The organism is Carboxylicivirga mesophila (genome assembly GCF_018271975.1).
GTDB classification, from domain to species: domain Bacteria; phylum Bacteroidota; class Bacteroidia; order Bacteroidales; family Marinilabiliaceae; genus Carboxylicivirga; species Carboxylicivirga mesophila.
Map to the genome: position 1 here is coordinate 42902 of NZ_JAGUCN010000029.1, position 22773 is coordinate 65674.

At 42.0% G+C, this 22773-nt stretch carries 18 protein-coding genes and 3 tRNA genes; 10 read left to right on the plus strand and 11 right to left on the minus strand.

All coding sequences use genetic code 11. From position 1 onward, the window contains the following. Positions 1-11: 11 nt before the first annotated feature. On the minus strand, positions 12-3749 hold the full coding sequence (gene porU / locus KEM09_RS19195) for a type IX secretion system sortase PorU (protein WP_212230784.1): 3738 nt from the start codon (positions 3747-3749) through the stop codon (positions 12-14). A gap of 317 nt (positions 3750-4066) precedes the next feature. Here porU and gldJ point away from each other — a divergent pair, with 317 nt between their 5' ends. Next, positions 4067-5566: a gliding motility lipoprotein GldJ gene (gldJ, locus tag KEM09_RS19200; protein ID WP_212230786.1), complete on the plus strand. Its 1500-nt coding sequence runs from the start codon at positions 4067-4069 to the stop codon at positions 5564-5566. Between the two features lie 92 nt (positions 5567-5658). Beyond that, a complete protein-coding gene (locus KEM09_RS19205) occupies positions 5659-6960 on the plus strand; it encodes a UDP-N-acetylmuramoyl-tripeptide--D-alanyl-D-alanine ligase (RefSeq protein WP_212230788.1) in 1302 nt (433 codons plus the stop codon). Here KEM09_RS19205 and KEM09_RS19210 read toward each other — a convergent pair. From KEM09_RS19210 to KEM09_RS19230, 5 genes are all read right to left on the minus strand, one after another. Then, positions 6957-7991, minus strand: coding sequence for a glycosyltransferase family 2 protein (locus KEM09_RS19210; protein WP_212230790.1), 1035 nt, complete (start codon positions 7989-7991; stop codon positions 6957-6959). The two genes, KEM09_RS19205 and KEM09_RS19210, sit on opposite strands and share 4 nt — an antisense overlap. Positions 7992-7999: 8 nt before the next feature. Further along, complete coding sequence (locus tag KEM09_RS19215) at positions 8000-8884, minus strand: lysophospholipid acyltransferase family protein (protein WP_212230793.1); 885 nt, start codon at positions 8882-8884, stop codon at positions 8000-8002. Position 8885: 1 nt separating this feature from the next. Beyond that, the gene (locus KEM09_RS19220; protein ID WP_244825116.1) at positions 8886-9674 is read right to left on the minus strand and encodes an inositol monophosphatase family protein; all 789 of its coding nucleotides are present in this window, start codon (positions 9672-9674) and stop codon (positions 8886-8888) included. Positions 9675-9678: 4 nt separating this feature from the next. Next, positions 9679-10995 carry a tRNA (N(6)-L-threonylcarbamoyladenosine(37)-C(2))-methylthiotransferase MtaB gene (gene mtaB, locus KEM09_RS19225; protein ID WP_212230795.1) on the minus strand — a complete coding sequence of 439 codons (1317 nt, stop codon included), beginning with the start codon at positions 10993-10995 and terminating at the stop codon, positions 9679-9681. Positions 10996-11128: 133 nt separating this feature from the next. Next, the gene (locus KEM09_RS19230; protein ID WP_212230797.1) at positions 11129-12448 is read right to left on the minus strand and encodes a PhoH family protein; all 1320 of its coding nucleotides are present in this window, start codon (positions 12446-12448) and stop codon (positions 11129-11131) included. Between the two features lie 75 nt (positions 12449-12523). Between KEM09_RS19230 and KEM09_RS19235 the strand changes: the two genes are divergently transcribed. The 5 genes from KEM09_RS19235 to ettA all read left to right on the plus strand — a co-directional run bounded on the left by KEM09_RS19235 (position 12524) and on the right by ettA (position 16043). Further along, positions 12524-13822, plus strand: coding sequence for a bifunctional folylpolyglutamate synthase/dihydrofolate synthase (locus KEM09_RS19235; protein WP_212230799.1), 1299 nt, complete (start codon positions 12524-12526; stop codon positions 13820-13822). 65 nt (positions 13823-13887) lie between these two features. Beyond that, positions 13888-13965, plus strand: a tRNA-Val gene (locus KEM09_RS19240). Between the two features lie 58 nt (positions 13966-14023). After that, positions 14024-14101, plus strand: a tRNA-Val gene (locus KEM09_RS19245). Between the two features lie 23 nt (positions 14102-14124). After that, a tRNA-Val gene (locus KEM09_RS19250) sits at positions 14125-14199 on the plus strand. A 158-nt stretch (positions 14200-14357) separates the two neighbouring features. After that, positions 14358-16043, plus strand: a complete 1686-nt coding sequence (gene ettA, locus KEM09_RS19255; protein WP_212230801.1) for an energy-dependent translational throttle protein EttA — start codon at positions 14358-14360, stop codon at positions 16041-16043. A 59-nt stretch (positions 16044-16102) separates the two neighbouring features. Here ettA and KEM09_RS19260 read toward each other — a convergent pair whose 3' ends face one another. Further along, entirely contained in the window at positions 16103-17215 is a 1113-nt protein-coding gene (locus KEM09_RS19260; RefSeq protein ID WP_212230803.1) for an adenylate/guanylate cyclase domain-containing protein, read from the minus strand. A 134-nt stretch (positions 17216-17349) separates the two neighbouring features. Between KEM09_RS19260 and KEM09_RS19265 the strand changes: the two genes are divergently transcribed. Continuing rightward, complete coding sequence (locus KEM09_RS19265) at positions 17350-17832, plus strand: WbuC family cupin fold metalloprotein (RefSeq protein WP_244825117.1); 483 nt, start codon at positions 17350-17352, stop codon at positions 17830-17832. A gap of 165 nt (positions 17833-17997) precedes the next feature. Further along, positions 17998-18657 carry a helix-turn-helix transcriptional regulator gene (locus KEM09_RS19270; RefSeq protein WP_212230805.1) on the plus strand — a complete coding sequence of 220 codons (660 nt, stop codon included), beginning with the start codon at positions 17998-18000 and terminating at the stop codon, positions 18655-18657. 87 nt (positions 18658-18744) lie between these two features. Here the strand turns inward: KEM09_RS19270 and KEM09_RS19275 are convergent, their stop codons facing one another. Further along, positions 18745-18924 carry a transcriptional regulator gene (locus tag KEM09_RS19275; protein ID WP_212230807.1) on the minus strand — a complete coding sequence of 60 codons (180 nt, stop codon included), beginning with the start codon at positions 18922-18924 and terminating at the stop codon, positions 18745-18747. A gap of 482 nt (positions 18925-19406) precedes the next feature. Here KEM09_RS19275 and KEM09_RS19280 point away from each other — a divergent pair, with 482 nt between their 5' ends. Next, entirely contained in the window at positions 19407-19937 is a 531-nt protein-coding gene (locus KEM09_RS19280; RefSeq protein ID WP_212230809.1) for an outer membrane beta-barrel protein, read from the plus strand. 300 nt (positions 19938-20237) lie between these two features. Here KEM09_RS19280 and KEM09_RS19285 read toward each other — a convergent pair whose 3' ends face one another. The 3 genes from KEM09_RS19285 to KEM09_RS19295 form a co-directional block, all read right to left on the minus strand. Next, positions 20238-20477, minus strand: a complete 240-nt coding sequence (locus KEM09_RS19285) for a hypothetical protein (protein WP_212230811.1) — start codon at positions 20475-20477, stop codon at positions 20238-20240. A 456-nt stretch (positions 20478-20933) separates the two neighbouring features. Further along, positions 20934-21962: a serine hydrolase domain-containing protein gene (locus KEM09_RS19290; protein ID WP_212230813.1), complete on the minus strand. Its 1029-nt coding sequence runs from the start codon at positions 21960-21962 to the stop codon at positions 20934-20936. 165 nt (positions 21963-22127) lie between these two features. Then, positions 22128-22601 (minus strand): hypothetical protein, encoded by a 474-nt coding sequence (locus tag KEM09_RS19295; protein WP_212230815.1) that lies wholly within the window; start codon positions 22599-22601, stop codon positions 22128-22130. Positions 22602-22773: the final 172 nt, after the last annotated feature.

The following is a 22773-nucleotide window of genomic DNA, read 5'->3' on the forward strand; positions in this document are numbered from 1 at the left end:
ATCTGTTTTTATTATCTAATAACGAGGATTTTTTTGGAGAATTTTCCAACCTGGTTTTCTGGTGAGCGAATTTCACATTGCAACACATACAGGCCTTTCTGCAACTGCCGTGGCCGCCACTCTATCGGCTTAACAGAAGTACCACTGGCTGGCTGTTGCGTTTCAAAACGATCAATCAGTCGCCCGCTAATGCTGTATAAGCTGCAGGTAACATCTAATATCATGTTAGGGGCATCATGCTCAAACTCAAGATACATTGTACCACCAACCTCCAAAGGATTAGGGTAAACTGATGCATTACTAATATTAAGTTTCTTGCCAATGTATACTTCAAAATCCAGGTTAGTCACAGATGAATTATTGAGATTATCCCAGGCTTTTAACTCAAGTTTATGCATCCCTTCGTCAAGTGGCCGCAACTGGTACGTTATGGTGCCACTTGTAAAACTATTCTTATCTGCCTCGTAGTAACTATTCAGGTTAACAGGCAAGGAACGGTTATCATCAATTACCAGTGTAATATCGTGTCCAATGCCTACTCCACTTGCATTAATCCCGTTTTCATCATACAAGCGGGCCAATAAAACAGGCTGACTGCCAGTTAAACCTCCACTTACAAATGTAGAATCGTTTAACCATACAGCTATCTCAGGTCCTTCAGTGTCATTTGGCGGATTATCTGACACGCCTCCTATTAAAACTGAGTTATCGGCACCAAAGGCCTCTGCACCGTTAGCATCGGTAGAATAATAGCTGATACGCCCGGCACCTACATTATATCGTATATCCTTAGGCACCACGAAAGACGACTGAAAAAACTCGCCACTAGCCTCCTGCTGCCCACTGTAAATGCGACTCTGATACACCTGATATTCAAAAGGCACAGCTCCCTTATTACCCAGGGTCTTAACCGTGATAGGCTTATCAAACACCTGCATGGAAACCAGTGGCTCATTAACCTCTGCCTGCGTTATCTCACCTTCAATGGTGGCAATGGTTAATGCGTTGAGCACCTCGGTATGCGTACTATCGACGTTGCCATTAATACTATGGGTAACTATATCGCCAGAAGGATAGGCCAGCTGCAAAGCCGGATCGCCCAACAATGTAAAATTTAGCCGGTTATTGGAGTTAATTAATTCATTTTTAGTGGACATCATCACCTCACCTAACCTCAGCTTCTCTTCGTTTTCATCTTTCTCAAAAATGTATTTATAGAAACTCTTATTGATGGCCAGGTTACTGTTTGACCAGGCTATACGAGTGGTTGTAAACATGGCAACACCGCCGCCTAGTGGCGACAGAACCACCCACTCACCAGCTGATGTATCATGATAGTCATCGTATCGGCTAAATTCACAAGTGGCCGTCATAAATACCGACAAGCGGTTGATATTGGTAAATTTCTTGATGGCAGGTATATCCAAAATATTCTCATGCGCCAGTTGACGCTCACTACCGTGCCCTGTATAATTAAAAATGAGCGTCCCTTGCTCAATGGTCTTGTTCACTTCCTCATTCACCTCAGGGTAACGATCGCCGGTTGAAGTTGTGACCTTGGTATATGCATCAAAGTATATCTTCTGCTGATTAAAGGCCGGGAAACTGGCAAACACCCGCCTGGATAGGGTATCAGCCTGTGTCATATGCAAATTACTGTCGCCGTCATCTCCCACAAAAGTAACTTTGGTTTTCCAGGGGCCAGGCTCACTGTTAAACAGATAGGTTTCCACTTTGTCCACCATGGTTTTGGCCTGCTCCATAGTACTAACCGGAAAACGCCCTATTCCAATATCGAGTCCATTATATAAAATATTGGCACCTTCGCCATCATCCAGACATCCAAAAAAATCATCAGACACATAGGAATACTGCACATTAATAGAGTTATCGGACTGATAGGTCAATATAAAGTTGGTATTCTTATCATCGTAGGTTTTGTTATCGTATGAGCCGTCGCCAAACAGCAACAGGTATTTAAACTTTCCTCCCTGCTTATAAAGATGCCTGGCGAGATCACGTATAGCACTAACATCTGGTGAACCCGAAGAAAATTCGTTATACACCTGATATGTCGATACTACTTCGCATTGTAAGCCTGAATGCCTGGCATGAATAGCTGCAAGTCTTCTGGCTTCACTCTCAAACAAAGGATGCACCACGATAAGCATATCTGGCACTGTCATGCCCCTTAAATTTTGATTTATAACAGATTCCTCAAACCCTGGCTGGGGCAGATTGCCTGCTTTATCGAAAGCAACAAACTCTCGCAAATCTTCCGAATGGTATGTAAAGCCGCTTTTACCATTATAGTTTTCAATATTAATTTTGGCTGCTGCAGTATGCCTGGTTACATCCCATAATTCCATAGAACTGCTGACGCCCGACAAGTAATAGCGGGTTGACATTGCATCTCCCACAAAATCCGCATTCCGAAAGCTCAGTTGATCGTTAACAACAATTTTTTCCTTCGCATTAAGAGTAATGTAATTGAGCCACCCACTGGCACTGCCAGCTTCAGACTTATACCTTAAATTAACACTTACCAGGTCATCGTTTGAACTAAAACTACCAATACTTAAGCCTTCATTTGCAAACGCTCCGACGTAGTTATTATAATCAACTGCCGGAACATTAATTGTCTGAACATTTTTATCATTGACCTGGGTTTCAAACGAAGAGGACACATTCGATCTCGCAATCACATTCGTTTTTATTCTAACATCCTTCTCTTTCACCCTATTCTTAAATTCAAAACTATAGGTGCGAGCTTGCTGCGGATCGAAACGCAATCCATACCATTTTCTGCCCGATTTAAGTAGGTTTTGATTTTCCAGTTCATGAAACTGATAGCTATCAAACTCATCTGTTTCATTCGTAAAAGTACTGCTAACCAATTCACTTAATTGCACTCTCTTCCCCTCTCCATTATCCTCAGACAGAAAGTAATAGGCAACATCCGAAAAATTATGCAACTGATGGTCAAAAAACTTTTGTGTAGAATTATAATGCCATCCTACAGGCCCCTGCGCATAAAAATAGATGGCATTATTGTCATGCAAAATTGCGTTCTCTTCTAAATCTTCATACTCAAATACTCCATTGGTAAGTGGTAGCATATTACCACCGTTACCAAAAACATTCACGTTTGATGGATTAGTGAAACCCCACGAAGACAGCAGCGAATATGGAATTTTATGAACCCCGGATTCATTCACTTTTATTTTCACCCATTTTCCGCTGGCTAACACCGAGGCACTGGCCTCTTTCTTCAGCCCCTTCAATTGTAACTGATTCTCTGACACCTTAGGAATGGTTGTTTCATAGGTGATTTGCTCTAAGCGATAAAAGTGCTGTTCCAGTTCATCAAAAATAATGGGTTGAAAAACCAGCTGCAGAAAGTATTCACCACGGATATTTACTGTATTCTTGGTTAAAAGGGTAAAAAAATCTTTATCTATGTTTGTCAAAAAGGCCAGTTGGAGAGAGTCGGTAATTAGGGTTGTCTCAAATGACAACTTAATGTCAACTGAATCAGGATGAATATAACCTGGTAACAATATGTCCACTTTCTTCACTGGCAGTTGACTGACATCATCCCAAAAGCTAAGATCTTTGAATTGGACTGGTGGCTGAACATCGCTCACCATTTCACCATCTATCCACTGAAACTGAACTCTACCAGTATGCTCCTGTGCGTTAACCCAGTAACAACTCCACATTACTAAAACAACAATAATCTGCTTCATCTAATATCTTAATATCAACACCTTACACAACAACAACTCTCTAAACCCATCAATTTTAATACAGCCACTACACATTTTTGTTTATGAAAAAACACAAAAATAGAGATTACTGTACAAGAATTTTCTATTTTTAACGTTTTCAATGATGAAAAATTGTATTGATAACTTTTTGCCACTACTAAAAAAAGGGAATGAAAAAGAAGTTCAGCTATAACCTTTTTTTATTTTTGCAGTATAAAGAAGTCAGTTGCGCATATTACGAGCGCAGCATTAAAGTTCGCAAATAATTGATAATTAGAACACAATATCAAAGTGCTATGAGATTAAATACCGCAGTTATTTTGGCTGTTTTGGCTTTTAGCTTAGTAGGCTTATCGTCATGTAGTAAGAGCGGTGGAAACAAAACTGTTTCTTCTGCAACAGGTTGGGAATATAACAACCCTGACTTTGGTGGTTTTGAATACAAGTCAGGCTATGAGCAAGAAACCGGACCCGGATTGGTTTTTATTGAAGGTGGTACCTTTATTATGGGCCGCGTTGAGCAAGATGTTCTTTATGAATGGAACAATGCCCCAAGGCGAGTGACCGTTCCTTCATTCTATATGGATGAAAGTGAAGTTAGAAACATTGATTATTTAGAATATTTATTCTGGATTAGACGTGTATACGTTGATTACCCGGAAGTATACCGCAAGGCTTTGCCGGACACCTTGGTTTGGCGTCGCCCTATGGCTTATAACGAGCCAATGGTAGAAAACTACCTGCGTCACCCGGCTTATGCAGAGTATCCTGTAGTAGGTGTAAGTCACATTCAGGCTCAGGATTACTGTAAATGGCGAACTGACCGTGTAAACGAAATGATATTGGTTGACGAAGGTATTCTGGAATTTGATGTAAACCAGATTGGTGAAAACAACTTCAATACCGAAGCATACCTTTACGGGCAATACGAAGGTATCCAGGGAAAAAACCCTATGGAAGACCTAAACCCAAATAACGACACTCGACGTGTAAGATGGGATGACGGAATTCTGCTTCCTCGTTACCGACTCCCAACCGAAGCTGAGTGGGAATACGCAGCACTTGGATTAATTGGAAACTCATACGACGAACGCATGACTGACCGTCGAATCTATCCTTGGGATGGCCACATCACTCGTAATGCCAGCAAAAAAGAGCGTGGCAAAATGATGGCTAACTTCGTGAGAGGAACAGGTGACATGATGGGTATGGCCGGAAATCTTAACGATGGTGGTGACATCACCGTTGATGTTAAATCATATTACCCTAATGATTACGGCTTATACTGTATGGCCGGAAACGTGAATGAGTGGGTGGCTGATGTATATCGTCCTTTATCATTCGAAGATATGGATGAGTTCAGTCCATACCGTGGTAACGTTTTCCAGCAGAAAGTGCTTGATGAAGAAGGTTACATTGTAGAAAAAGATAGCCTTGGCCGTATTCGCTACCGTACTGAAGAAGACAAAGACATTTTAAACAGAAAGAACTACCGCACATCTGACAACCGCAACTATGCTGACGGTGATGCTACTTCGAATGCCGTAGTAGGTTCAGACTGGAACGATGTTGATGCTAATACTAGCACAATGTATGCAGGTTCACCTAACAGTAGCCTTGGAAGCTTGGTATCTGACCGCTCACGCGTATACAAAGGTGGAGGTTGGAGAGACCGCGCTTACTGGTTAGCTCCTGGCACACGCCGCTACCTTGACGAAAGAGAAAGTCGCGATGATTTAGGTTTCCGATGTGCTATGACACGTGTAGGAAGTCCAATCAATAGCAAAAAGAAATAATTCTGACAACAGAATATTATCAAGAGGCTGACTTTTATAGTTAGCCTCTTTTTTTATTTTTGTCATTCAAACATTTTTCACTTCGACATACCATGAGTCAAATCGCAAACATTCATCAAGCTTTTCTGGCAAGCAAAGGCGTATCTACCGATAGCAGGAGCAATAATAAAGGGTTTATGTTTTTTGCTTTAAAAGGCGCCAATTTCGATGGTAACAAATATGTAGATAGTGTAATGAAAGATGAAGCTGCCTTTGCGGTAGCAGATGACGAAACTCTGAGCGGCCTAACAAATGTTTTTATTGTAGAAGATGTATTAACAACCCTGCAAGAACTCGCCCGTTTTCATCGTCGCTATTTAAATATTCCTATTTTAGCCATAACGGGTTCTAACGGCAAAACAACCACCAAAGAATTAGTGGCAGCCGTTTTAAAAGAGAAATATACTATTAAGGCTACTTCTGGCAATTATAACAACCACATTGGTGTTCCATTAACGCTTTTAAGCATGGATGAGTCTATTGAATTTGGTGTTGTTGAGATGGGTGCCAATCATATTGGCGAGATTGAAGCTTTGTGCAAAATAGCTGAACCCAACTATGGCATTATTACAAACGTAGGCAAAGCACACCTTGAAGGATTTGGTTCATTTGAGGGTGTTAAAACAGCTAAAGGTGAGCTTTATCAATACTTAAAGCACACCAATGGTATAGTGTTTATTAATGCCGACAACCCCCACCTGGATCAAATGGCTGCCGGCCTAAGCAACCGGATTGATTATGGCCCAAATCATGGCAAAATAACCGGCCAGATTACAGCCGACTATCCGTTTGTTGCCATTAAATGGCATTCTGGTCAGACTAATAAAAGCTACGATATCTCCACTCAGCTAATTGGCGCTTACAACCTGGAAAATATCCTATCAGCCATTTGCATTGGATACGCGCTGGGTGTGAACGAAACAGCCATTAACAAAGCCCTTCAAGCATACTCACCATCCAATAACCGCTCGCAATTTATCCAGACGGAAAATAACCAAATCATCATGGATGCCTACAATGCAAATCCTTCTAGCATGCAGGTAGCATTGCAGAACTTTGGCAGAGTTGATGCTGAAAATAAAATCCTGATCATTGGTGGCATGAAAGAGTTGGGTAGTGACAGCCTTAGCGAACACAGTAAGCTAATTGATACTATTAAAGAGTTGAAACTATCACAAGTCATGCTCATTGGTGAGGAGTTCCATAACTTAGCAAATGACAACAAAGAGTTCAGTTTTTTTGCAACAACCGATGAACTGATTGATTCATTAAAAGCATCCCGAATTAAAAATGCTTACTTCCTAATTAAAGGTTCGCGCAGCAATAAACTGGAAGAAGTACTCCCATATCTTTAATGGAAACGAAAATGCTTTAGCTCGCTGAATTTTCGCACACCTTTTAGGTAATAAGCCCAAATAATGCTTTGAGGATATTTTTCTTTGTGCTGCTTTTTAAGGCGAAATGGTGCCAGCTCTTTTCGTTGTTTTAGCACTTGTGGTAATCTTCCATAGAAACTAAAATGAGCCTTTAAAACAGCCATGAAAAAGCCAAATTCCCCTTTGGTAATAAAATGCAATCCGGCAATACCGTCGAGTACCATCCTGATGAATAATACAGGTAATAGACGACTACCATGCATATTTTTCACCATCATCACCAGGTTGTTTCTGAAATTGAGAAACGCTTTACGCGCACTTTGCTGACTTAGAGTAGCCCCGCCAACATGTAACACTTCAGCTGCAGGCAACACCTTAATGGCATATCCCCTGTTTTTCAATCGCCAGCATAAATCAATTTCTTCCATATGAGCAAAGAACGATTCATCAAGCCCGCCAGTCTCATTATACAGTTCGGCCCGAATCATTAAAGCTGCTCCGGTAGCCCAAAAAACTGTTAAAGGCTCATTGTACTGACCTTCATCTGTTTCAATTTGATCCAGTATACGTCCTCTGCAAAACGGGTAACCAAACACATCGATGTACCCTCCGGCAGCTCCGGCATATTCAAACTTATCAGGTTCGTTGTATGATCTTACCTTAGGCATGCAGGCTCCCAGGTATGGCTGTTTGTCCATAGCTTGAATAAGCGGTGGCAGCCAGTCCTTTTCTGGAGCCACATCACTATTTAGCAACACAAAATAATCGGCTTCAATTTGCTTCAGAGCATGATTATAACCGCCTGCAAAACCATAGTTTTTATCCAGCTGAATAACACGGACAGACGGGAAACTCTCCTGCAAAAAGAGCAGGCTATCATCACTTGAAGCATTGTCAGCCACAATCACCTCAACACCCTCATGGGCAGAATTTTTTAAAACCACAGGCAAAAACTTTTCAAGTAATACCCGTCCGTTCCAGTTTAATATGACAACAGCCGTTTTAGACATATCCGGTTTTAGTTTTGAATTTCTCTGACTTCAGAATACTTCCAACGCTTATGCGACCATAACCAATCTTCGGGCCTTTCGCGTATGATATCTTCCAGGCATTTTAGATGCATCTCGGTAATCTCAAATTCATTGGTCGACACACTATCCTCAACTAATGGAATAATATCTACCTGGTAATAACCGCGTTTTATTCGGCTCATTTTCATAAATACAACTGGTGCCTTAAAGGCCTTAGCCATCTTCTCCGGCCCCAGCAATACAGCCGTATTCTGATTCAAAAACTTAGTCCAGTACTGTATTTTATTTCTATCGGGTGATTGGTCGGCTATCAACCCAATGATAAAATTCTTATTCTGACGCCTTACTTTAATAAGCTCGCGCATGGTATCACGCATGGTAAAATTCAAACTACCCCAACGCCCTCTGAGCTTTAGCATATAATTATCAAACTGCTCGTTTTTAAGCGGGCGATAGGTGGCGCATGCCACATGGTTGGAATGCAGTGCCAATGAAGGAATCCACTCCCAGCAGCCATAATGCCCCATGATGGCCACCACATCTTTTCCTTCATTCGCCATCTGATTAGCATATTCCATATTATTAAAAACCATTCGCTTGCGCATCTGCTTTTCACTCATGGATTGCACTTTAATTGTTTCAATCATCACATCGCAGAAGCCACGATAGAACTTTAAGCGAATCTCGCGCAACTCGTCTTTTGACTTGTCGGGAAAGGCATAACGCAGGTTTTCGTTAATAACAGCTCTGCGATACCCGATCAGACGGATAAAGTGATACAATAAATCAGAGTATAAATAGAGTATGAAGAAGGGTTGTAAGCTAAACAACCACAAAAAGCCTAAAGCAATATAATTTCCAATCTTTCCCATTTTACCGGACAATACGATTAATTACCTCTTTAAATTCATTAAAAGATTCAGCATTGGCAGCTATTATCTCCTGACCAAAAATATAATCATCTCCACCATTAAAATCGCATACCTTACCACCTGCTTGCTGCACCAGAAAAGCGCCTGCGGCCACATCCCATGCTTTGAGGTTATATTCATAAAACGAATCAAATCGACCACATGCCACATAAGCTAAATCGGTAGCGGCGGAGCCCAGTCGCCGCAAACCCCTCGAATGCTCCATAAAGTAACGTACAGAATCCATAAAACCATTCAGCCGCGAATAGTTAGAATAAGGGAATCCTGTGGCAATCAAACTATCCTTAACCGTTGATGTGGCAGACACACGAACTTCCTGACCATTCAAATACACTGGTGCTCCACGATAAGAATAAAAACACTCATCCAGGCCAATTTCATAAATCACCCCCAACACCAGTTCTTTGCCATCCATCAGGGCAATACTAATGGCATAAGGCGATAAGCCATGAATAAAATTGGTGGTACCATCAATAGGATCGATGATCCAGTTATAAACATCTCCCCTGGCGTCAGTAGTACCTTCTTCGGCAATAAAACCACTTTCGGGCAATAAGCCTTGCAGTGCCGATACAATGCGCTGTTCCGAGGCCTTATCCACCTGCGTCACAAAATCGTTACTCCCTTTCTCCTCAATACTAATCGAAGCCTCCTGACGTTGCGCCTTGATGTAGTGTCCTGTTTGCCTGGCAATATCACAAACCTGCTGGCATAATTCCTGGTAGTTCATAATGTTAAGTTAATTGGCCCGTCATATTGAGCGTATCCAATGACAAATGCCTGAGTTTAACATCCTTTATAGAATTGCTAAGTTCAGAATCATAAGGCACTTCCACCTTGATGTAATTAGGCGTAAAGCCATTAATCATCCCTCCATGTTCGGCCCCCTCAAACAGCACAGGCATCTCTTCTCCTATGTATGTTTTATAAAAATGACGGGTTTTCTTCTCCGACAGTTCGTGTAATATCTTACTTCGCTCTTTCCTGACCGGAATGGGCACCACCTCATCTATTTTCAAGGCTTGCGTATTGGGCCGTTCTGAATAGGTAAACACATGTAGTTGCGAAATATCCAGATCGGCCAGAAACTGATGTGTTATCTTAAACTCTTCCTCAGACTCACCTCTTACACCTACAATAACATCAACTCCAATAAATGCATGTGGAATTAACTCCTTGATGCGCTCAATTTTGCTGCGAAACAACTGTGTATCATATTTTCGCTTCATCAGTTTAAGCACCTTATCGGAGCCTGACTGCAGCGGAATATGAAAGTGAGGCATAAACTTCTTAGATGCAGCAACAAAGGCTATTATTTCATCTGTCAACAGGTTGGGTTCGATGGATGAGATACGGAAACGTTCAATACCCTCCACTTTTTCTAATTGTTGAACCAACTGAAAGAAGTTCTCATCGGTCCCTTTGCCAAAGTCGCCAATATTAACCCCGGTTAATATGATTTCTTTCGCACCTCCTTCGGCTGCCTTCTTTGCTTGTTCAATCGTATTGGCAATGGTATCGCTACGACTTCGCCCCCTGGCAAATGGAATGGTGCAATAGCTGCAGAAATAATCGCAACCATCCTGCACTTTCAGAAAACAGCGGGTACGATCGCCAAACGAATAGGATGGCTTAAATTCTTTGTTCTCGCCTATTTGACCAGCATGTACCTCGGCACCGTTTCCCTTCTTAAAATCTTCGATATATTGCAGTATATCAAATTTCTCATTGGAACCCAGAACCAAATCAACACCCTCAATCTTAGAAACATCCTCTGGCTTGAGCTGAGCGAAACAACCGGTAACTACGATAAATGCATTCGGATTTTGCTTGATGGCCTTGCGAATAACCTGCTTGCATTTTTTATCTGCCAGCTCGGTTACCGAACAGGTATTAAACAAGTACACGTCGGCCGGTTCCGAAATATCCACCTTCGCAAACCCTGCCTCAACCATGGTACGCGCCACCGTTGATGTTTCGCTGAAATTAAGCTTACACCCAAAGGTATGAAACGCCACCTTCTTATTTTCAAAAACCGAATTATCTATCATTGTATCTTCAGGAAAAGCGCAAAGGTAGCAAAAATGCCATTAGCCCATAGCTCTTTGGTCGTTGTTCCTATTAGTCAACCTTATATCTGGCAGAAAAATGGGCTCCCGGAATGAGAGCCCAATGCTGTATAAATTAAAGCAAATCAGATGCCAATTCGGCCAGATAACTGCGCTCACCTTTCACCAGGTTAACATGAGCGAATATCTCCTGCCCTTTCATCTTATCGGTCAGGTAAGCGAGGCCGTTGGATTGCATATCCAGGTAAGGCGAATCAATTTGCTGCACATCACCAGTGAATATCATTTTAGTTCCTTCGCCGGCACGTGTAATAATCGTTTTTACCTCGTGCGGCGTCAAATTTTGCGCCTCATCCACGATAAAAAAGGCATCAGACAGGCTTCGTCCCCTGATATAAGCCAGAGGCGTGATAACCAGCTGCTCATTTTTAAGCATTTCATCCAGGTTGTTCACCTCTTTACTTGTGGCCTTGAATCGGCTTTTTATCACACCAAGGTTATCAAAAAGCGGCTGCATATAAGGCCCTATTTTTTCGTTGATATCACCCGGCAAGAAACCAAGATCGCGGTTTGCCAATGGCACAATAGGTCGTGCCAACAAAATTTGATGATACTGCTTATGCTGTTGTAAAGCGGCGGCCAACGCCAAAAGTGTCTTACCAGTTCCGGCCTTACCAGTTAATGACACCAGCTTAATGTCTGGATTTAGCAACGCATTTAATGAGAATGTCTGCTCTGCATTACGCGGCTCAATACCATAAGCACCATGCTTCTCTACCCTTCTTATCAAACCCGATAAAGCATCGTGATGCGCCAAAACCGACTGATTACCATTTCTTAACACAAAATACTGATTGGCAGGTAAACCTTCCTTTATTGGAAATTCATCGATGGGTATACCCTGATGCTGGTAGAGTGATTCAATCAGTGCCTTATCAAAATCTTCATGAATCTCAACGCCCTTGTCCAGGATATCGATATTCTTGACCTTATCATTCTCATAATCCTCCGATTTAAGTCCTAGCGACTTTGCTTTAAGCCTCAAGTTAATATCCTTGGTGATAAGCACCGTTTGCCGGCGTGGGAAGGTTGACTTAACATGCAGTGAAATGGCCAGAATACGATGATCAGAGGTGTTTTCACTAAATGATTCCTTCATCACCTCGGGTATGGGCTTGCCAGTAGCTACAAATAGCTTCCCTTTTTTTGCCCCAAGCGGAATACCTTCTTTAAAAGCCTTTTCGCCCGCCATTTTATCCATCTCGCGAGCAAACTCACGCGCCTGAAAGTTAATGAGGTCATTACCTTTTTTGAATCGATCCAATTCCTCAAGAACAACAATCGGAATAATTACATCATTTTCCTCAAAGTTGTATATACATTTGTGGTCGTGTAACAACACATTTGTATCGAGAATAAAAAGTTTTTTTGCCATAAAGTTCGGTTTTGTTTCTCTTAAAGATAGAGAAAAAAAGAGCGTTTGAATGAGATTAAGCAATATTTTTGCATTATGAATTACCACGAAACACTTGACTTTTTGTTTGCCCAGTTGCCAATGTATCAGCGCGTGGGTAAAGCGGCCTATAAAGCTGATTTAGCCACTACCCTGGCTTTGGACGACCATTTTAACCATCCGCACAACGCCTATAAAACAATACATATTGGAGGCACCAATGGCAAAGGTTCTGTATCACACTGCATTGCATCTGTGCTACAGGAAGCTGGTTACAAAGTCGGCCTTTACACCTCACCCCACCTCAAGGATTTTCGTGAGCGCATACGCATCAATGGCCAGATGATTAGCGAACAGGCTGTGATTGATTTTGTGGGCAATCACCAAAACATTATCAAAGAACTACAGCCCTCTTTTTTCGAGATGTCGGTAGCGATGGCCTTCGAGCATTTCAAGCAAGAGGCGGTTGATGTGGCCATCATTGAAGTGGGCATGGGCGGTCGCCTCGACTCAACCAACATCATCAGTCCCGAAGTTTCGGCCATTACCAACATCGGACTGGATCATACAGCATTCCTTGGAGATTCGTTGGATAAAATCGCCATTGAGAAAGGTGGCATCATCAAAAAAAATGTTCCCGTCATTATTGGGCAGACACAAAAGGAAACCGCATCTGTTTTTACTTCGTTGGCTGACGAAAGAGGCACTAACATTGTATTTGCTGATCAACAACTGAAAGTTTCTACGGCCACCCTATCGATTGACGAAAAGCAGGTGTTTCAGATTTACAGAGACGACCAGTTGGCGTATGCCGATTTAAAGCTGGACTTGCTGGGCACCTATCAGCAAAAGAATATATTAACAGCTTTAGCAATTATTGAGCAACTGCAAAAAGGCAGCTTTACCATAAGTAAAGAGCACATTTACCAGGGTTTTGAAAAGGTAGTCAGTAACACCGGCTTGCTGGGGCGCTGGCAACACCTGGGATACAACCCGAGAATTATTTGCGACACCGGGCACAACCTGGACGGCATTTCAATGCTGGTAGAACAGATTAAGAACACCCCTCACGATAAGCTTCACATAGTTTTGGGCATGGTAAACGATAAGGATCATGCGGCTGTGCTTGGAACCTTACCCAAACATGCCAGCTACTACTTTACAAAGGCTGCTATCCCGCGTAGTTTGGATGAAAAAGTACTGCAGGAAATGGCCGAAAGGTTTCAATTAAATGGTCACACCTACCCGGATGTACATTCGGCACTCAACGAAGCTAAAAAAAATGCAAATCCCAACGATCTGATTTTCATTGGCGGAAGCACATTTATTGTAGCCGACATATTAGAAAAATGCTAAATAAATTTGGAGGTAATAAAAAAGAGACATATTTTTGCATCGCTTTTCTAAGGAGATAAGCACAGGGGCGATTAGCTCAGTTGGTTTAGAGCACTTGGTTTACACCCAAGGGGTCGGGGGTTCGACTCCCTCATCGCCCACCAACTAATGATTGAACGAAATCATAGCACGTAATTTATTGAAATTACCTGAAAATATTCAGGGCGATTAGCTCAGTTGGTTTAGAGCACTTGGTTTACACCCAAGGGGTCGGGGGTTCGACTCCCTCATCGCCCACCATTATTAAAACTACATATATTTCAGGGCGATTAGCTCAGTTGGTTTAGAGCACTTGGTTTACACCCAAGGGGTCGGGGGTTCGACTCCCTCATCGCCCACTTTCAAAGGAGAAACAGATATTGTTTCTCCTTTTTTGTTTTAATCAACGCTCCCACCCACAAAAATACCGCTAAACACCATCACATAGTTTCCTCCTCACTCTTCCATTGTTCTGTACTTATCGTTACTTTTGCAACAAAATCAAAAAAACAAAAACATGTCTGACGATAAAAAAATCATATTCAGTATGGTTGGAGTGAGCAAAACCTTTCCTCCACAAAAAAAAGTACTGAATAACATCTACCTGTCGTTTTTCTACGGGGCCAAAATCGGCATCATCGGTTTGAACGGTTCTGGCAAATCAACACTGTTAAAGATTATTGCCGGTGTAGAAAAAAACTACCAGGGCGACGTGGTTTTCTCACCTGGTTATTCTGTTGGCTACCTCGAGCAGGAACCCCAACTGGATGAGAATAAAACCGTACGCCAGGTAGTGGAAGAAGGCGTACAGGAAGTAGTTGACACACTAAAAGCCTACGAAGCAGTTAACGAAAAATTTGCAGATCCTGAAGTACTGGAAGATCCGGATAAGATGCAGGCTTTGATGGATGAGCAGGCCAAGCTGCAGGAACTCATTGACCAACACGATGCCTGGAACCTTGACACCAAGCTGAATCGTGCCATGGACGCGCTACGCTGTCCGCCCGAAGACCAATCCATTAAAGTACTATCAGGTGGTGAGAAACGCCGTGTAGCCCTTTGTCGTCTGTTGCTGCAAGAACCGGATATTCTGCTGCTGGATGAGCCTACCAACCACCTGGATGCTGAGTCGGTGCAATGGCTGGAGCAACACCTGCAACAGTATAAAGGAACCGTGATTGGCATTACCCACGACCGCTACTTCCTTGACAATGTGGCTGGCTGGATTCTGGAATTGGATCGTGGCGAGGGTATTCCATGGGAAGGCAACTACTCATCGTGGCTCGACCAGAAAACCAAGCGCATGGCTAACGAAGAGAAACAAGCTTCGAAACGTCGTAAAACGCTGGAGCGCGAGCTGGAATGGGTGCGCATGGCACCCAAAGCCCGTCATGCTAAAAACAAGGCCCGTCTGAATGCCTACGACAGCCTTATGAAAGAGGATGTGAAGGAGAAGGAAGAAAAGCTGGAGATATTCATCCCCAATGGGCCGCGCCTGGGAGATAAAGTAATTGAAGCCCACGGTGTAGCCAAGGGGTTTGACGAAAAACTACTGTTTGAAAACCTGGAGTTTACCCTGCCAAAGAACGGTATTGTGGGTGTGATTGGCCCTAACGGCGCTGGTAAGACCACGCTATTCCGCCTGATTATGGGCCTGGAAAAAGCCGATGCGGGTACGTTTGAAGTGGGCGAAACGGTTAAAGTGTCCTATGTAGACCAGTCACACGATGATATCATCCCGGGTAAAACTGTTTATGAAGTTGTTTCGCAAGGTGATGAGTTATTGCGTATGGGCAACAAGGAAATAAATGCCCGCGCCTATCTGTCGCGCTTTAACTTTGCCGGCAACGACCAACAAAAGAAATGCGAAGTGCTGTCGGGTGGTGAGCGTAACCGCCTGCACCTGGCTATGGCGCTGAAAGAAGAAGGCAACGTGCTGCTGCTGGATGAGCCAACCAACGACATTGACGTGAATACCTTACGTGCACTGGAAGAAGGTCTTGAGGATTTTGCCGGATGTGCCGTTGTCATCTCACACGACCGCTGGTTCCTCGACCGTGTAGCTACCCATATTCTGGCTTTTGAAGGCGAATCAAAGGTTTACTTCTTCGAAGGCTCTTACACCGAGTATGAAGAAAACAAAAAGCGTCGCCTTGGTGATACAACACCACAGCGCATTCGCTATAAAAAACTGATTAAGTAGATTAAGCGTTGGAGCTCAGAATCGTCTTGATTCTTTTGTATTCAGTCTTATATCCTGACTTACTGCATTGAGGGGGCCGGCATCAGAAAGGCCTCCTCTTTTTTTACTTCATTTACTTCAGCAAGGGGCCGGTGAATGTAATACATTGGCATCACCCCTTTACCTTTTACCTTGCGGGGCACACGCGTCACCAGCTTATAAGCCTCGGATAGCGGCTTACTCAAGCTTTCGGACACATTAATCTGCATGGGCTCACACATGGTCTGAAAGCGGGAAGCCATATTAACCGTCTCGCCAAAAATATCAAAATTAAGGTTACTGGGGCTCACTGAACTGCCAATGATATCGCCATCATATAGCCCTATTTTAATCTCCCATTGCACTTCGCTGGTTTTGTTACGCTCAATAACATACTCCCGGATTTTAACAGCTGCCGATGCGGCCTCAATCTCTATTTTATCCGGTGTATAAAACATGCCACAAACAGCTATATAGGCATCGCCCACAGTTTTAATGCGGGTACAGAAGTGCTGATCAATAACTGTATCGAACCCATTAAATAACTCGTGCAACTCCCTTAGCAACACAGCCGGCGACATCTTACCGGTTTTGGTGGTAAAATCAACCATATCAACAAATATGGCCACGCAGTCTTTATATCGTTTTGGAGGTATTGAACCGTATTCTTTTATCTGCATCAATATGGGCAATGGTAAAATTGACCTTAAAATGCGTTCATTCTTATGGTTAGCCAGCGTTAACTGGTTAGTTTGATCTTTTAAGGATTTGTAGGTAGCGTAATTACGCAGTACAGCTTCTGAACGAGCCAGCAACTCCTCCTCATGCACCGGTTTTTGTATAAAATCCGATGCACCTGCGGCAAAGGCTTCTTCGATTTTATCGGTAAACGAAACACCAGACACCAGAATGACCGGCAAATCTTTTGTCAGCTCATTCTTCTTTAACACTTTCAACACTTCTAACCCACTCAGGCCTGGCATTTCCCAATCCAGCAATATTAAATCTGGCTGGTGGCGCACAGCCTGCCGGCAAGCCTCTTCTCCATCGTTAGCAGTAACAATGTTACGGAAAGGCTCATGCTTAGTCATAATCGTACTAAGCAATTCTATTTCCAAACGTGAGTCGTCAACTATCAGTATTGTATTACCCATTTCTCTTCAACTATTCATACCTTGATTGCTTGTACGAGTTAGCCAGCAAAAGTTAACGGCCTAGTGACTAATGAAGTGAATTAGTTGATAAACTGTTGTATTTTTACAGGCAACGACTCATAAAAGCATCAATAATGATTATTGACAAGAAGCTGCTAAACACCCTAAGCACCAAAGCTGTAAATTCGGTACGTAAAAGGATGAATTACAATTTTCATCAAACACCTGGTGATCCGTTGCAACGGATGCTGAACATTCTTAATCCAGGCAGTTATGTTCAGCCACACAAGCATGAATCGCCCGATAAACGCGAAGCTTTTATTATACTCAGCGGACGCCTTCTGGTCATCCTATTTGATAAAGACGGTCATATCGAAGAACATTGCACACTCGACCATAATGAAGGCATTTATGGTATAGAAATACCGCCTGGTACTTATCACACCATTGCTGCATTGGAAGCCAACACATGCGTATATGAAGTGAAAGATGGGCCTTACTCACCCGATGACGATAAACACTTTGCCCCCTGGGCGCCTGCCGAAGGCTTGGTACCTGAGTCGGCCAATTATCTGAACCACCTGTTAGATAAAACAAAAAAAGCTACTCTCTCATAGGGATTGAGAGAGCTAGCTAGAATGTTTGAATCGGGAAACCATAAAGGATTAACTAATGCAAATGTACCGTGAGTTCTCTGTCCAATGAAAAAAAGTACTGGTAGGATTATGGTACATTTGACCTTTTTGCTATTATTGTCGAAAACCGCATACCTAAATATGCTTATGATATTCCAAGGCGTGACAATCAATCAAATAACAGATCACGAGGCACTTGTGGTGGCCAGGCTTGATGGTCAGATACTAGGCGGCAATAAAGAAGCGCTTGAGCTATACAGGTATCCATCGCTACAGAGTTTTAAAAAACTAAACCTGAGAGACCTGATGCCCAAAGATTTTAACCAGTTTTACCCCGAACTGATGACCTCGGAGCACCTTAATATCAGCAGTTACAAAACACATGTTAATCGTCGCAGCGATGGAGAACTGTTTGCCTGCAAGCTACATACACATCACCAAACCATTAAAGGTCAAAAGTATTTAGTGGGTCATGTGGTGGAGATACGCGAAGAAGTGGACATTGAGAAGATTTGTTTGCAACAGAATATAATTGTATTGCAGCGCGAACTGGAGGCTGAGCGCAGTAAAAACAGAGAAATAAGCCTTAGGGAAACGAGCCTGCTTCTGTCAAAAGCGCATCCCTGCTTAAGCAATAATGACATTAAGGTGTGCCATTACCTGTTGAAGAACTACAGTAGTAAAGCCATTGCCAAAGAGCTTAATATTACCACAGAGGGGGTATTTGCCGCCCGAAAACGCATTCGCAAGAAACTAGGCCTGCAGCCTGGTGAAGAACTTAATAAGGCTTTACTACAATCAATATAAGAGGACAGGCATACTCCGGTATAGATAGAAGAAAAGGTGCTGAACCCGTTACCTATTCAACACCTTATTAACCTTTGGAACATACTGCTACTTGGCCGGCTCCCAAAAACAGCGCTTGGGCGACACAATTTTATTTTCGGCCTTCAATTGCTTCATCGCTTTCTCCACTTCTTTTCTATCCAAGCCCGATAAATCAACAATATCGCCTGTGCGAACAGGTTTGTCGGCTTTTTTCATGGCATCTAATACAGTTCCATCGTTTGACATTTTTCTGGTTTTAATATGAATATTACTTCGACCCTTTATGATATATAGTGGGTAATACTATTATTATCATAAAGGGGTTTTCAACCCCAAACCCCGACTTCCTTTTTACCATGATGAAAAAAGGAAGCAAAAAAATCTTTGGCTATGCCTGCTTGCGCTCATAAAACCAACCGATTCCTACTGAAACAATTAAGAATACTCAATTCTTAATTGTTCCGATGTTTTATGGCTTACCAGCCAAGGCCGGTACTGAAATATGATTTCACCCACTCTAATTCATTTTGAACTTAATTTCGTGTTATAGTGACAAAAACAGCGGGCATTTTGTTTAAGAAACCGCAGATAAATTAGCCTGTACCTTTAATCAGTCAATCAACCTCTTAACTTAACATTAAAGATACTATAACATCCCTTGGCATTTTTTGTCAATAAATGGAACAAAGATTGCTTGCTGAGGCCTCACACATTAATGATAGTATCATATGAAAAAAGCAATGATGATTTTAAGCCTGTTGATGGCAGGCAACCTGGCCTTTGTAGTAATGGCCCAAGATAAAAAATTTGGCATACGCGGTGGATATCAAACTTCGTATTTAACGCAGGATGGCGATAAGGTGGGCAGTTCAAAATCGGGTTTCTACCTCGGTGCCTATAAAGATACCAAGGTGTTACCTTTTCTGCATGTTAATACCGGGCTGGAGTATTCACAATTTGGCGCCTCAAAGCTTGATAATGGCGATTACACCCTCAACTACATTGGTGTACCACTGGCACTTAAAGTAAAAGTAGGTCCGTTATATGCACTGGGCGGTTCGGGCTTTAATGTGAAGGTGGCCGAAAAAGGTAATCCGTTTGATAGCAGTGCCAAATGGTTTGACATTCCAGCCTATGTGGGAGCCGGCTTTAACATCCTGTTTGTGGCGGTGGAAGCTAAGCACACATGGGGCCTAACCGACATCAACAACGGACTGAACAATAATGGCTTTCAGGTAGGTTTATCCATGCGTTTCTAGGCAAGTATGCACTCAGGTAAATGCTAAATAAGAGATCCCAATCTCTTCACCTTTTCCGGAGCTCAGTGCTTTGGAAAAGGTTTTTTTGTGCCTTTGGTAAAGTTCCACTATTTGCTTAGGAGCGGCGTTTATAGCCGTAAGATGAAACCATTGACCTTTTAATGAGCAAGGTAAGACTTCAAAAAAAACCGCTCTCCTGATACCAAACACTATAGACAGCATTTTCAACCAGATTGTCAGCCACCCCATATACTCTGGAGGTTTAGGCTCAGGCTTTTAAGTAGTCAGGACGATAAGGTATTAACGGTTGCAATTTTCTTTTTTTTCTAATTCCATATGTTCAATTAAAAATGTACCCAATAACATTGGCCTCGCATACACGACCAGCATGTAATTTTTATAAAATTCCTTGCCTTCTTGTTCGACTTTTTCAGTTATACCATTCAATGGTTTGTCAATACTCTTTTCTTTAAACTTAAATAATATCCCATCCACATTTCTTGTATAATATCCTGAAATATCAACATTATATTCCTTCATTTCGAATGAGTCCTTCAAAATATAGGATGTCAGAAAAAAGACTGTAATGCTTGTTATAAATAGCATTGCCCACAGCTTAACTAGGCGAAAAGTCTTTATTTTTTGATTCTTTAACAGCAACAAACAGACAAATATGGACGGTATAAAAATATTAATTAAAAAAATTGTGTTTGAAGTTACAATGAACCTTAAATACATAAAGTAGAAAAGCCCCGATGCAACAACTATATATGACAGATAGTATTTTGTATCAATCCAGTTTAGGAACCTGTTCATTTATTTAAATCGTTTAGTTTTTTTTGCTTACCGCCAACATACTAGCACCTTATCCCTTGAATGGCAAGATAATAAAATAGCTTAACTATAAAACAGGCAGCGTGCAATCAATAATACCCCGTTAATAATATGGGATAAAACATAGTTGGGTAATGGCTAAGGGATTCTGCCACTAAGGAATTAATGCCTCTTCAGGATTTTAACGATTCTGTTATTTACGATTTCTGACAAATTCCAATTGTACAGTCTTGAGTCGGTAGTGCTGTAGAATGCCACAACAACGGCATCAATATCATTGTGATAATTTGCAAAACTCTGGTATCCCGGCACCCAACCACCATGCTCATACTCATAAATGGAAGCATAAATTTCCTGCTCCCCCGGCACAAATAACGAACCATCGTTCAGTGCCCTCAGAAATACACCCACATCTTCGGCTGTGGCCAGCATACCATGCTCGTCGGCCTTTAAATCGTGGGGGTGCCCCACATGGTAGCCACTCATCACATTGTCCATATCCACATCGCTCAGAGAACTAAAGGTGTTATTTAGATTTAACGGCCTTAAAATTTGTTCCTGTATGAATTGAAAGTTGTCATACCCCAGCACATCATCCATTATCTTATTAATTAAAAGATAATTCGTATTGCAATATTCATAGTCTGCGCCTGGCTCAAAGTTAGCTGGCTTATCCAGAATCAATGCCAGACTCTCTTCGTAGGAGCCGGTTGGAGCGGCCCAAAAATTGGGAGCATCTGTAAAATTAGGGATGCCACTTCGATGCTGAATCATCAACCTCAAAGTAATGGTTTCAGCATTTTCGATGTGTCCCACCAGCTCCGGTAAAAAATCAGCGATGGTTTTATCCAGCGAAAGTCGTCCATCATGTACCAATTTAGTAACAGCCACCGCATCGTACAGCTTACTGATGCTGGCAATTTTAAACAATGCATGCGGATTGGCTGGTATCTTCAGTTCCCGATTGTGCCAGCCGGCAACATAATACTGAGGCGGCTGGCCTGCCTGGTGTATATACACAATCATTCCGTCAAATCCATGACCAATGGCCTCATCCAGCTGCTCCTGAACTGTATTGGGCAGCGGCAGTATCCACGCCTTTACCAATAGCCATGGAACAAAGTACAAGGAGGATATCGATGCGACGATAAGCGCTATCCTCAGAATTCGTTTTGTAAGATCCTTTGTCATAGTATAGGGCTGTAAGTTTTATTTGCTTATGGATCGACTCAATGAAGTGGTGCGTGGACGTATATTATATTCGTTTTATTGTTTATGCTTTTATGCGCGGGAGCGAAACTCCCAAAACCCACAAAAGCCAAGGCTACTTTATGATGGCTTATTGCTCGTAGCTTTTTATAATTTATCAATTAATTCTTTTATTTCATTGTCTCTATAAATTTTCCTTTTCTTCCTTCTTTTATATGTGTAGAAACCAATAATAGTCATTGCTGGTCCGATAGTTAAAAAAAATGCTCTTTCCAATAAAGTTATTTCTCCTTTTGTGGACTCAATAAATTCAAAATGAATGTCAAGCAATTGGACAAAAGTAAAAACGATTCCTAAGAATCCCATTAATAAATAAGTGAATGTATCTGTGAAACTAAAGCCCAAACCTCTATTTTCTTCACGCTCTTCTTCGATAAGCTGGTCTAATATCCACTTCTTTTTGTGTTTTTCGATATTGTGAGTATTAACATCTCGCTTTTTTAATTCGGCTTCAGCAAAACCTCTTGCTTCTTCATCTATGTGAGTTTTTCCGGAATAAATATCAAATAACTCTTTACTAGACTTATTCTTTAATATTTTTTCCCAATCGTAATATCCCATTACTATTATAATATTTTGTATTTCTCTAACATTACCCCGGGCTATTGCTTTAATTACCACCAACTAGTCTATATACCTAATACGCTTTATATCGTACCTCATTGCATAATAAAAGCCTATCAAAGCTATATTTAATAGGCATGTAAACCAAAAGCTATTGGATACTTCATCT

Bases quoted from the DNA above. Each gene is read 5' to 3' on its own strand.
- porU (WP_212230784.1), bottom strand. From the start codon at position 3,749: ATGAAGCAGATTATTGTTGTTTTAGTAATGTGGAGTTGTTACTGGGTT.
- gldJ (WP_212230786.1), top strand. From the start codon at position 4,067: ATGAGATTAAATACCGCAGTTATTTTGGCTGTTTTGGCTTTTAGCTTA.
- KEM09_RS19205 (WP_212230788.1), top strand. From the start codon at position 5,659: ATGAGTCAAATCGCAAACATTCATCAAGCTTTTCTGGCAAGCAAAGGC.
- KEM09_RS19210 (WP_212230790.1), bottom strand. From the start codon at position 7,991: ATGTCTAAAACGGCTGTTGTCATATTAAACTGGAACGGACGGGTATTA.
- KEM09_RS19215 (WP_212230793.1), bottom strand. From the start codon at position 8,884: ATGGGAAAGATTGGAAATTATATTGCTTTAGGCTTTTTGTGGTTGTTT.
- KEM09_RS19220 (WP_244825116.1), bottom strand. From the start codon at position 9,674: ATGAACTACCAGGAATTATGCCAGCAGGTTTGTGATATTGCCAGGCAA.
- mtaB (WP_212230795.1), bottom strand. From the start codon at position 10,995: ATGATAGATAATTCGGTTTTTGAAAATAAGAAGGTGGCGTTTCATACC.
- KEM09_RS19230 (WP_212230797.1), bottom strand. From the start codon at position 12,448: ATGGCAAAAAAACTTTTTATTCTCGATACAAATGTGTTGTTACACGAC.
- KEM09_RS19235 (WP_212230799.1), top strand. From the start codon at position 12,524: ATGAATTACCACGAAACACTTGACTTTTTGTTTGCCCAGTTGCCAATG.
- ettA (WP_212230801.1), top strand. From the start codon at position 14,358: ATGTCTGACGATAAAAAAATCATATTCAGTATGGTTGGAGTGAGCAAA.
- KEM09_RS19260 (WP_212230803.1), bottom strand. From the start codon at position 17,215: ATGGGTAATACAATACTGATAGTTGACGACTCACGTTTGGAAATAGAA.
- KEM09_RS19265 (WP_244825117.1), top strand. From the start codon at position 17,350: ATGATTATTGACAAGAAGCTGCTAAACACCCTAAGCACCAAAGCTGTA.
- KEM09_RS19270 (WP_212230805.1), top strand. From the start codon at position 17,998: ATGATATTCCAAGGCGTGACAATCAATCAAATAACAGATCACGAGGCA.
- KEM09_RS19275 (WP_212230807.1), bottom strand. From the start codon at position 18,924: ATGTCAAACGATGGAACTGTATTAGATGCCATGAAAAAAGCCGACAAA.
- KEM09_RS19280 (WP_212230809.1), top strand. From the start codon at position 19,407: ATGAAAAAAGCAATGATGATTTTAAGCCTGTTGATGGCAGGCAACCTG.
- KEM09_RS19285 (WP_212230811.1), bottom strand. From the start codon at position 20,477: ATGAAGGAATATAATGTTGATATTTCAGGATATTATACAAGAAATGTG.
- KEM09_RS19290 (WP_212230813.1), bottom strand. From the start codon at position 21,962: ATGACAAAGGATCTTACAAAACGAATTCTGAGGATAGCGCTTATCGTC.
- KEM09_RS19295 (WP_212230815.1), bottom strand. From the start codon at position 22,601: ATGGGATATTACGATTGGGAAAAAATATTAAAGAATAAGTCTAGTAAA.